This window comes from Streptomyces boncukensis (assembly GCF_011045075.1).
Classification (GTDB): domain Bacteria; phylum Actinomycetota; class Actinomycetes; order Streptomycetales; family Streptomycetaceae; genus Streptomyces; species Streptomyces boncukensis.
Genome location: NZ_JAAKZZ010000267.1, coordinates 1 through 10,240 on the forward strand (window position 1 = coordinate 1; position 10,240 = coordinate 10,240).

12 protein-coding genes are annotated in these 10,240 nt (G+C 70.7%); 1 reads left to right on the top strand and 11 read right to left on the bottom strand.

The features are described from left to right. Positions 1-24: 24 nt before the first annotated feature. From G5C65_RS22795 to G5C65_RS22825, 7 genes are all read right to left on the bottom strand, one after another. Positions 25-738 (bottom strand): hypothetical protein, encoded by a 714-nt coding sequence (locus G5C65_RS22795; RefSeq protein WP_165300775.1) that lies wholly within the window; start codon positions 736-738, stop codon positions 25-27. A 2-nt stretch (positions 739-740) separates the two neighbouring features. Next, complete coding sequence (locus G5C65_RS22800; RefSeq protein WP_165300776.1) at positions 741-1,844, bottom strand: hypothetical protein; 1,104 nt, start codon at positions 1,842-1,844, stop codon at positions 741-743. After that, positions 1,841-2,962: a hypothetical protein gene (locus G5C65_RS22805; RefSeq protein ID WP_165300777.1), complete on the bottom strand. Its 1,122-nt coding sequence runs from the start codon at positions 2,960-2,962 to the stop codon at positions 1,841-1,843. Before G5C65_RS22805 ends, G5C65_RS22800 begins: the two co-directional genes overlap by 4 nt. Before the next feature lie 89 nt (positions 2,963-3,051). Further along, positions 3,052-3,993 carry a phage distal tail protein gene (locus G5C65_RS22810; protein WP_165300778.1) on the bottom strand — a complete coding sequence of 314 codons (942 nt, stop codon included), beginning with the start codon at positions 3,991-3,993 and terminating at the stop codon, positions 3,052-3,054. A gap of 10 nt (positions 3,994-4,003) precedes the next feature. Next, positions 4,004-5,347 carry a hypothetical protein gene (locus G5C65_RS22815; RefSeq protein ID WP_165300779.1) on the bottom strand — a complete coding sequence of 448 codons (1,344 nt, stop codon included), beginning with the start codon at positions 5,345-5,347 and terminating at the stop codon, positions 4,004-4,006. A gap of 6 nt (positions 5,348-5,353) precedes the next feature. Next, the gene (locus G5C65_RS22820; RefSeq protein WP_165300780.1) at positions 5,354-6,565 is read right to left on the bottom strand and encodes a phage tail protein; all 1,212 of its coding nucleotides are present in this window, start codon (positions 6,563-6,565) and stop codon (positions 5,354-5,356) included. 34 nt (positions 6,566-6,599) lie between these two features. Continuing rightward, a complete protein-coding gene (locus tag G5C65_RS22825) occupies positions 6,600-7,223 on the bottom strand; it encodes a hypothetical protein (RefSeq protein ID WP_165300781.1) in 624 nt (207 codons plus the stop codon). 59 nt (positions 7,224-7,282) lie between these two features. Between G5C65_RS22825 and G5C65_RS22830 the strand changes: the two genes are divergently transcribed. Further along, positions 7,283-7,960, top strand: a complete 678-nt coding sequence (locus G5C65_RS22830; protein WP_165300782.1) for a hypothetical protein — start codon at positions 7,283-7,285, stop codon at positions 7,958-7,960. 151 nt (positions 7,961-8,111) lie between these two features. Here the strand turns inward: G5C65_RS22830 and G5C65_RS22835 are convergent, their stop codons facing one another. The 4 genes from G5C65_RS22835 to G5C65_RS22850 form a co-directional block, all read right to left on the bottom strand. Next, a complete protein-coding gene (locus G5C65_RS22835) occupies positions 8,112-8,894 on the bottom strand; it encodes a poly-gamma-glutamate hydrolase family protein (protein ID WP_165300783.1) in 783 nt (260 codons plus the stop codon). Positions 8,895-8,997: 103 nt separating this feature from the next. Continuing rightward, positions 8,998-9,255 carry a hypothetical protein gene (locus G5C65_RS22840; protein WP_165300784.1) on the bottom strand — a complete coding sequence of 86 codons (258 nt, stop codon included), beginning with the start codon at positions 9,253-9,255 and terminating at the stop codon, positions 8,998-9,000. 164 nt (positions 9,256-9,419) lie between these two features. Beyond that, positions 9,420-9,782, bottom strand: coding sequence for a hypothetical protein (locus G5C65_RS22845; RefSeq protein ID WP_420903350.1), 363 nt, complete (start codon positions 9,780-9,782; stop codon positions 9,420-9,422). A 116-nt stretch (positions 9,783-9,898) separates the two neighbouring features. After that, complete coding sequence (locus G5C65_RS22850; RefSeq protein ID WP_165300785.1) at positions 9,899-10,189, bottom strand: hypothetical protein; 291 nt, start codon at positions 10,187-10,189, stop codon at positions 9,899-9,901. Positions 10,190-10,240 lie beyond the last annotated feature (51 nt).

A 10,240-nucleotide genomic window follows, 5' to 3' on the forward strand; every position in this document is an offset into this window, starting at 1 on the left:
GCGGGGTGGGGTGCCGGGTGCGCGCTAGGACTGCACCCCGTACAGCGCCAGCGGCACGCACCGCACCGTGTCGCCCGCCGACGCGACCCTGGCCTGGATCTCCAGGGTGACCTCGGCGCCGTACTCGGCCGCCAGCGGTGCGGTGAACCGCAGCCCGTCCGGGCCGCCCTCGGGCCCGACCGGCTCGCCGTCGGCCAGCAGCCGCACGGCGGCGCCCGCGTCGCCCTCCGCGTCGATCCGGCACCGCAGCCGGGGGTGCTGCACCTGGCCGGCGCCCCGGTAGAGCGTCGTCCACTCCACCGCGCCGGTGGCCGCCCAGCGCGCGGGGTCCGCCGGCGCGGGGAGCGGGTAGGGCACGTACGGCCGGGCCAGCCCCTTGCGCCGGGCGTCGTCCGCGAAGACGACGTTGCCGGTGCGGTCGAAGATCTGCACCGGCTGGGCCGGCGTCATGTCCGGGGACGCGGTCCGCACGGTGAGGGCCAGCGAGCCGTCGTCCCGGCGTACGACCATGCCCTGCTGCGGCGCGCCCGCGGCCCGGTCGGGCTCCACCCGGCCGAGGTAGAACAGGTCCTCGCCCAGCCCGGTGCACACCCGCAGCCGCCCGCCGTCCCCGATGACGACATCGCCGCCGGAGATCTGGTTGAGCGGCGGCGCGGAGTTGGCGCTGCCCATCAGGTCGCGGACCTGCCGCTCCAGCTCGCGGATCCGGTCGAGCAGGTCGGTGGGGATGTTCGCCATGCCTACCGCACTCCCTCCAGATAGAGCGTGGCCGTCTCCGCCTTGGTGCGCTGCGGCGGGGTGACGGACAGGCCGACGATCCGGAACCGCCGGTCCGAGCCGTCGGGGTGCCACAGGTCGCGGATGCGCAGCCGCAGCCGCGCGCCCAGCTGGGACGGCCCGATCCGGCCGTCCAGCCGCACGGTGACCGTCGGAATCGTCTCCGGGCTGCGGTGCCGGGCCAGTTCGGCGCGGGCGAAGGACAGCAGGGTGTCCTCGTCCTGCACCGAGCTGTGGTCGGAGGTGCGCTCCAGCCGGGGCCAGCCCGTCGCCAGCGCCTCCGCGTCCACCATCCGCGCGGTCAGCGGGCGGGACTCCCGCGACTGGTCGCTGTTGGCCGACTCGCCGCGCGCCACCCAGACGTTGGCCTGCACGGTGGAGTCCGAGGGCAGGCTGTAGGACAGCACGGCCCCCGGGTGGTCCAGGACGATGTCCTGCCGCCCGGCGCGGATCACCGGGCTGCCCAGCTGGAGCCGCTTGACCCGGCGGCCCCGGGCGTCGCGGTGGCAGCGGATGCGCCACTCGAAGCCGCCGTCGAGGTCCCCGAGCTTGTCCAGCAGCTCCCGCACCCGGCCCAGCGCCGAGTAGGCGTACGCGTAGTCCCGCCGTACGCCCGAGTCCTCGTCGCCGAAGGTGATGCCGATGTCGCCGCCGGGCTGCGCCTGGGCGTGCGCCACCAGCGCGCGGGCGAGGTCGAACTGCTCGACGCCGGTGCCCGCCAAGTCGCCGGAGAGGATCCGGTGGTCCAGGTACGAGTCGAAGGTCGCCGCCTGGAACTGCGCCTTGGTCCGGCCCTTGTCGTCGGTCTGCGGCGTGTGGGTCCACAGCACGCCGCCCCACCAGATCTCCCCGTCCCGCTCCAGCCACACCGCCGTGCGGCCGGGCCGCAGCGCGGCGCGGGCCCGCCTCGCCAGCTCCTCGGTGGGCAGCGGGACGGTGGCCGTCAGGGAGCCGGGCTTGCCGATGTAGTCGTCGAACTTCGCCTCCGTCAGCGGCAGGACGTCCACGGTGCGGTCGGTGCGCAGGTCGCAGAAGATCGCGCGGTAGACGGCCGTGCCCCGGTTCACTGGGCCGCCTCGGCCGCCTCGTAGATGACCGTTCCGGCGATGCGCATGCCCGCGGCCCAGGGCCACGGGGAGATGGCGTCCACCAGCCCCGTGTGGTCCACGGTGTCCCGTACCACGGCCGAGGAGATCTCCAGTTCCATGACGCCGGGCGTCGTGAACCGCACCCGGGCCATCGCCCGCCGCCCCGGGGTGTCCTGCAGCCCCGCGAAGCCGACCGCGTGGGTGGCGCCGGCGGCGCGCACCGGGAGCGAGAAGCGCCAGTTGTCGCCGACGCCGCCGGGCGAGAACTTCGTCGTCGAGCCGAAGTAGAAGTTGAACGAGGCGTGCACCAGGGTGCCGAGCTGCACATAGCGGCAGTCCACCGACGCGTTCCCGAAGGAGGGGGTGTGCTGTCCTGTGCTGGTGGTCCAGTCCGGCGTCCACTCCCGCCATACGGGCAGCGCCGGGTACGGCTGCCACGCGGCCCCGTCCCAGCGCTCCAGGCCGCCGTCGCCCACGTCCCGGTACTGGCCCGGGTAGGCGCCGGGGAAGTTGCTGCCCCAGCTCTGCGGTATGACGCCGCCCACCGCGACGGTCGGACGGCGCCGGTCGGCGACGGCCGAGGACCAGTCGATGCCGCCGCTGCCCGCCGACGTACCGGCCGGGACCGTCACGGCGGCCAGCGCGATGGCACCGCTCGGGGTCGCGGGCTCCTCCGGGGCGCCCGAGGGGGTGCCCTCGACGATCTCCAGCGCCGCCTCGGTGCGTCCCGAGGCGTCCTGCGTACCGTCGTAGATCCGCAGCACCACGCGGTCGATACGCGGGTTGTCCGGGTCGCCGTCGGCGAAGGTCAGCGGCGCGTACTCGGTCACGACCACCGGGTAGGCCCCGGCCGCCGCGGTGCTCTGCACCACGGCGCGACCGGGCGCGACCACGGCGGTCATGCCCTCCGCCTCCCCGAAGACATAGAGCCCGTCCAGCACGAACTCGCCCTCGCTGGAGCCGGGGATGACACCGTCCCGGGAGGTCAGCGGCCCCTCGGGCACCATGGTGCCGAGGGGCGCCAGCCGGGTGTCGGTGCGGGACTGGCCGGTGCTGGTGTCGGAACGGTTGAGCAGCCAGGCACTGCGTACGGGCATGGTTTTCCTCCTGTGGGATGGGTGTGGGGTTGCGGGCGGGACGGCCGCCGGGCGGGGCGCCCCGGGACACGGCGGGACCGCGCGCCCGCTCACCAGTGCGCGTCGCGCCACCGCACGGTGACGGACGCGGCGGGGTCCGGCACGGCGTCGGCGGAGCGGAACACCAGGGGGTTCGCCCCCGGCTCCAGTTGGAAGAGCTGCTCGGGCGAGGAGTCGGCGGCGGCCGTGTACAGCCGGGAGGCGGTGCCGTTGAGCACGACCGTCCCCGCGCGGGTGTCGACGGTGAGCGTCTCGCCCTCCGCCAGCGTGAGGTCGTACCCCAGCCGCAGCCCGTCGGTCAGCCGGGTCAGCTCGGGCCTGCGGACGGGCCCGCGGAACTCGATCTCCGGATGGGCCAGGGCCGCGCCGGAGTTGACGGCGGTGAGCGAGCCAGCGGTGCCGCCCTCGCCCCAGTCCAGCGGCCAGCCCAGCCCGCCCGGCTCGCCCTCCCACCGCAGCCCCGGCTCCGGCGCCGGCAGCCGGGTGCGGGCGGTGCGCTGCTCGACGCCGTAGCGCCGGGGGTCGGTGGCGACCCACTGGAGGGCGGCCCGAGCCGTACCGTGCACCGCGTAGTCGCGGTCCTGGGGGACGACGCGGCGGCTGACCCGGGCCAGGCAGGCCAGCGTCTCGCCGTGCAGCCGCACCGCGAGCCACTGCTCGCCGCCCTCGGGCGAGGTCTCCGTACGGAAGCCGCGCAGCGTGGCGCGGGCGTCGGCCGCGGTGTCGGGCAGCAGCCACACCGTGGCGGCCACCGTGCGCGGCTGCGCCCAGCGCGCTCCGGCCCAGGCGCCGTGCTGGTCGGGCCGGGAGACGTCACCGGTGTCGAAGCCGGGCAGATCGTCCCAGCCGGTGATCCCCTTGACGTCGACCTGGTAGGGCGTACCGGGCCCGAAAAGAAGTCCGGCCCACTGGATCTGCCCGTCGCGGGCGATCAGTGAGCCGGGGGAGTTCCGCTTCTGCTGTGTCTTCTGTTGTCCGCTACTGACGATCATGGGCTGGGCCTCACCTCGGTAGGGGTACGGGTACGGGAACGGGGACGGGAACGCCCGCGGCGCGGCGGGCGAGGAAGAGCAGGTCCTCGGCGACGCCCAGCGCCCCGAGTTCGCCGGGCTCGGCGTAGTGCTCGACGGAGGCATACGCGAACGCGCCGTACGCGCCGGACGCGCCGTACCCGCCGGACGCGCCGTACGCATGGCCCGCGGCGCCCCGCGCGGTGGCGTCCAGCAGCGCCCGCAGCGCGGAGAGCGGCAGTACGGCCTCCGCCTCTCCCCCCTCGCCGACGAGCGCGGGCGCGCCGCCGCGCCGGGCCGGAACGACGCCGCCCGCGGCCAGCTCCGGAATCCTGGAGATGTTGACGCGGGGGATCTTGTTGAGGATGCCGATGACCCAGTTGGCGAAGCCGATGACGGCGACGACGGGCCCCCTGAGCACCTTCGCGGCCGTCTGCATCCCGCGGGCCAGGAGCGAGCCGATGCCGTCCAGGAAGCCGCGCAGCGCCTGCTTCGCCTTCCCGAACCCCTTCGCGGGCTTGTCGATCAGCCACGCGCGGGCGAGCCGCAGCACCCGGCGGAGCGCGTTCATGGCGCTCCTGGCGAAGGAGCGCAGCAGGCGCAGCGCGCCGCTCACCGCTCCCCGCATCGCCGCCATCGGCCCCCGCACCGCCGCCGCGATGCCCTTCACCACGGTGGTGACGACCTTCAGATAGCCCCGCACATAGCCGGCGGCGATCCTCCCCACGGCCCGGACGACGGGCAGGACCGCGCGGGCGAGGGCCCGGAAGCCCTTCGACGCGGCGGCCATGACCCGCTGCATCACCTTCTGCGCGGTCCTGGACTGCAGGGCCGTGTCGACGAGGTAGCCGATCAGCGGGGTGAGCAGCCCCAGTACGAAGCCCCAGGGGTTCGCCTTCATGGCCGTGTTGACGAGCTTCATCACTCCCGCGCCGACCCGGGTCACCCGTCCGAGGACGCCGCCCAGCCGCCCCGTCACACCGGCGCTCTTCCCGCCGACGGCCGCGAGCGAGGCGCCGGTCGTGGCGCTCCCCCGCAGCTTCTTGATCTCACGGTTGACGGCCCGCAGCTTCGACCGCCCCCGGTCGACCAGCGGCTTGGCGGCGGCGCCCCGCCGCCCGAAGCCCACCAGCCCCTGGCCGCCGAGCCGGGCGGCCGGGACCATGCCCCGCATCTGGCGCACACCGCCCGCGCTGTTCGCCCGCAGCGCGCCGGCGGCCCGCGCGGCGGCCCGAACGCCCCGCTGCTCGACAGCCAGCCGGCGACTGCTCTGCCCCAGCGCCGAGCCGAACGCCGCGAATCCGGGCGCGGCCCGCCGCAGTATCGCGATGGCCACGGCACCTCACCCCCGTGCCTTGGCGAGGAAGTGCAGCGCCTCGGCGGTCTCCCGGAGATCGCCGGTCTCGGTGGCGTAGTAGTGCTCGATATGGAACCCGCCGCCGGAGTGGGCCCCGGCCCCGTACGCCCCGGCCCCGGCCTCCCTCCGGGCGCTCACCGCCGTCCGGTCGAGCAGCGACTCCAGCTTGGACAGCGGCAGTACGGCCTCCGCCTCGCCGCCCTCCGCGAGCAGCGCGGGCACGCCGCCCGCCCTCGGGGAGACGACGCCGCCCTCGGCCAGCTTGGGGATGGTCGGGATGTTCGGGGAGAAGCTCTTGCCGCCCACCTTCGGGATCCAGCCGGGCACCGAGACGCTGATCCCGTTGACTTTCCGGATCGCGCTGTTGATCACCCCGATCACCCCGTTGATCGGCTTCGTGACCGCGCTCTTCACCTTGCCGAAGGCGTTGCCGGCGATCCGCGAGAGGGAGCCCCAGACGGACCTCATCCGGTCCTTCACCTTCTGGAAGGCGGCCGGCAGGGTGCGCCGGATCCAGTTGACGACCGGCCGGATGACGGCCTTGACCCCGTTCATCACCGACCGGACCACGCTGCGGACCACCCGCATCGCGGTGGTGATGACGGCCCGCCAGATCGTGAAGTACGTCTTGGCCACCCTGACGACGGCCTTCACCACCACCGACACGACCTTGCGGATCCCGTTGAAGACCGACTTGAAGATCCGCCCAAGGCTCTTCAGCAGCGGCCGGACGATCTTCATGGCCTTCTGCACGACCTTGCCGACGACGCTGAAGACCCTCCTCATGACCCGCTGCAGGGTCTTGGACCGGGCCATCATCGACACGATCTTCTCGATGACCGGCGTCAGCAGGGAGAGCAGCAGCCCGAAGATGTTCCCCCGCATCTCCTTGTTGAGCGCCTTGAACCCCTTGGTCGCCTTCCCCACCCCCTTCTGCATCCGCCCCATCTGCGGCCCGGTCTTGACGGCCCGCTTCCCCAGCTTGGACACAGAAACGGCGGCCCGGTCGGCCGCCGTCTTCATCGTCTTCAGCTCTTTGTTGGTCTGCTTGAAACTGTTCTTTATCCGCCCGACGTTCCGATCGGCCGCCGAGGTCTGCCGCCCCAACGTACCGGCGGCCCTCCCGGCGACTCCGGTAGCGGCCTGAAACTGCCGCAACGACCCGGAGGCCCGCCGCAACGAACTCACGAGTGACATGGATACTCCTCACGTACCGCTAAGCCCTGGACGTTCACCCGAGAGCGGCCACCAGCGCGTTGACGCGCGCCTCCACACGGTTGATCTGGTTCGCGGTGTCCTGGAACCCACTGGTGTTACCGACATTCGCAGTCCGCGCCCCGGGAGTCGCCCGCACCCCCGCCCGCATCCCGGCGATTCGCCGCTCCACGACATCGACCCGGGTGTTCAATCGCCTGCGGAACTGGACCAGATCGCGCTCCAGTTGGTTCGTTCTGCGACTGGAGCGCCTGACCCGCTGCTCTACATCACTGATCCTGACCGCCGAGTTCCTAATCTTCAGCTCAGCAACATCCAGCCGCAGCCCGGCGCCTGATATATCCCTTCGCAGCTGTTCCGGCAGCCTTTGAGCAGCCTCCTCTCTTCTATTTGCACGTCGCTCTTGCAGCTTTCCGACAACGAAGTTGAGAACGCTGAAGTCAAGGCTCGCCAGCCTCAGCCCACTGTCCAGTCCTGCAATCTGGCCAACTACGCCTGCTATTTCTCCTTTTGCCCTGCCTTCTTCATGTTTTATATTATATGTCGTCTTTTCTAGATCAGCTATACTTTTTTCAGCTGATTCAATCCTTTCTTTGACGCCTGAGATATCTTCCTTCTCTGTAGACCTTGATTCGGACATATGACTCCACCCCCTGCCATCTGTTGCCTGACCTTTGCAACCCGGATAAGGTTCTGCACGTGTCCAAGATTGATGAATCATCAGCGCGAAACACGGGAAGCATATTCTTCTTTATCGGGTTAGCTCTGACCCTTTTCGGGTTCACACTCCTTCCGTTCTGCGTCGGATGGTGGATAAGCTATGACTTCGGCCCGCGCAGGTCACCAGCATCGGAAGACGCGAAGAAGTTCTCCATCGTCATGGTGGTTGCGACCGCTGCTGCAGTACTGGGACATCAATACCTGGACGCGGCGTGCAACTGGTTCAGAGTTGAGCCGCCGCTCTACCTGATGCTACCCGTCTTTGCGATTACTCTGACAGGAATTCACTCCACCCACAGGATCATCACCGCGAATATCGAGAATGTTCAACTAGTGATCCTCTTCGCAATCGCGGCGACATCCTTTGGCGCATCCATATATCTGACGTATCGGATCTTCTCCGGCAGGGAAATAAGAGAGGTACTGCGAACTGTCGAAGTCCCCCGCGACAAGAGAAAATCAAGTGCCATGATCCCCTTCCGGCGCAGCACAGCCGAGGCCGAAGCAGCCCCTAAGCCCGAAGGGAGAGTAACTGGCTCCGAGACAGCACAGTACGTTGCCATCTTGTTTGGGGTTCTACTGGGAGCCCTGGCATGCCTCGATTGGGAGTCATGGTCAGGCGCCATACTAAACCAAATCAGGCGACTGGACCTGTGATAAAACGATACCCTGCGGTCCGGTGGACGCTGCAGGAGCGTTGGTAAAGGCTGCTCCTCTTTGTATGCGGAGTAATCCAGTTCCTCCAGCACCTGGACCCGGCAACCACTTCGACGTGGTCCTTTCAAGTCTGGCGAGGCCGCCCCGCGGCCTACGGGATGTGCTGGTCCGGGTCGGATTCGAGGCGGGTGGTGGCGGTTCGGCAGGCTGTGGTGAAGCGCCAGAACGTGTCGTTGGTCGTGACGCGGCGCTTCGCGCGGGTGTAGGTGCCGAACATGCCGCGGCGGAGTTCGGCCGTGAGTTCCAGCTGCCCGCCCATGCCCAGCAGGGTGCGGTTGCAGGGGTTGTCGGGGTGGACGCCGGCGAGTTCGGGGACGTCGTCGCCGTCGATGGTCTGGAACGACGCGGCGCGCAGCTCCTCGGTGAGGTAGCGCTTGTAGGCGGTGTTGCGGCCGCCGATCACCACCGCCTCGGGGCGGTCCGGCGGGGTGCCCGCGCCCTGGGCCGTACAGCCGTGCACGCTCAGGACGTTCAGGCTGGAGGCCGCCAGGGCGAGGGCCACGTGGTCGTCGCAGTGCGTCGAGGTGACGTGGAGTTCGGCGTTGCCCGAGGAGCGGATGCCCTCGAACATCCAGTAGTCGTACGCCGGTCCGCCGGGGCCGAGGGACGCCGGGTGGTATCCGGCGAGCGCCAGGCAGAGTTCCGAGGTGCCCGGCTCGATGCTGCCACCGTGCAGGGCCAGGACGGTGGTGCGGTGGAACGGGCTCCGCTCCGCCGGACTGTGGTCGGCCATCGCATGGCGCAGATAGCGGCGGGCGTAGTCCGTGCCCTCGCCGTCCGGGAGTTGGGCGTACAGGTCGGTGTTGGAGTCGTAGCGGTCCTCTGCCCCGGCGAGGGGCAGGCGCGTGTGTGCGCTGGTGGAGGTGGTGGGCATCGGGGTCCTTTGCGGGGTCGTATCCCGCCGGGCGCCCCCGCGCGCTGCCGTGACGGGAGGCAGGGGGAAGGGGCGGCCCGGCGCTACGGGATGGGCCCGGAGTTCACAGAGTGGGCGGCGGGGCGCAGGCACCGTTCGCCGACGCCTCCAGCGCGTCGCGCCAGCCGCTGGAGTACGCCCGCAGATCCCGGGCGTCCAGCTCGGCGCGGACGGCTCCCAGCACGCGCTCGGCGGTGGGCTCGTCCAACCGCTGGAGCAGGGCACCCAGGAGGCTCTGAAGCTGCTGCGTAGCTCCTGTGCCGCTCGCGTCGGTGGTGGCGTTCCGCATGCCGTGGTGCATGGCGTCGCTCTCCGCTGTCACCTGTATCACCGCTCTCCGATCTGGGGAAACGCTGTGAACTGCGCCAACGTGCCTGTGGGGGAGCGCAGGTGCGCGGTGTGAGTGGGGGGACTTACGCACCGAGAGTTATCATACGATTGCTGCGAGCAGAAATCGAACCCGCTTTCTACACGTTCACGGGGCCCTCAGCCGAAAAAGCGGGCCAGTTCGGCTCGGGAGGGGCCGCGTACGGGTGCCGGGGTCCATCCCGGTGCCTCCGGGTCGTCTTCCGGGGGCGGGGCCGGGGGCTCCTGCGGTGCGGAGCCGTCCGCTTCGTTCCCGGCCTCCTGCACCCCGTCCGGCGGCGCGTCGCCAGGGCGGGGCACCGGGTCCGGGTAGTCCAGCGGTTCCTCGTCCTCGTCCCGGTTGAGCGTGGCCGTCATCCAGTTGGCCACGGCGAGGTGGTCCACCGCGGCCGCCAGCAGATAGTCGGCCACGTTCCACTCCGCCCCCTCGCCGTGCAGCGCCCGGTTCACCTCGCTGTCCCGCGGCAGATGCCGGATCAGCACCCCGAGCCGGCGGGTGGAGAGGCGGCCCCGGTGCCAGTCGAGCAGGTCGGCGCCGTAGTAGCGGAGCAGATCGGCTTCGAGGGCCTCGGCGTGTTCGTCGACGAACGCGTCGAGGCTCAGTCTTCCCCCAGGCCGAGCCCGGTCTCCTTGCCGTAGGCGTCGAGGATCGCGGCGACGTCCTGCATGGAGACGTCGTGCCGGTTGAACCGCTCGAACTGCTGCTCGCCCAGCAGCAGCCGCAGCAGCCCGTCGATGTCGTTGTCGTCCAGCGCGCGCAGCTCGTGGGCGGTGCGGCGGCTGAGCTCGCTCGGCATCTCGAAGGTGTCGCTGTCCAGGGAGAACGACCAGGTGCGACCGAGGGCCTCCTGGCGCTGGGCGCGGGCGGCGTTGACGTCGAATGCGGCCATGGTGATGCCTGCTCCTTCTGTTGCGGGTGCGGGTGGGGGCGTGGGGTGCGG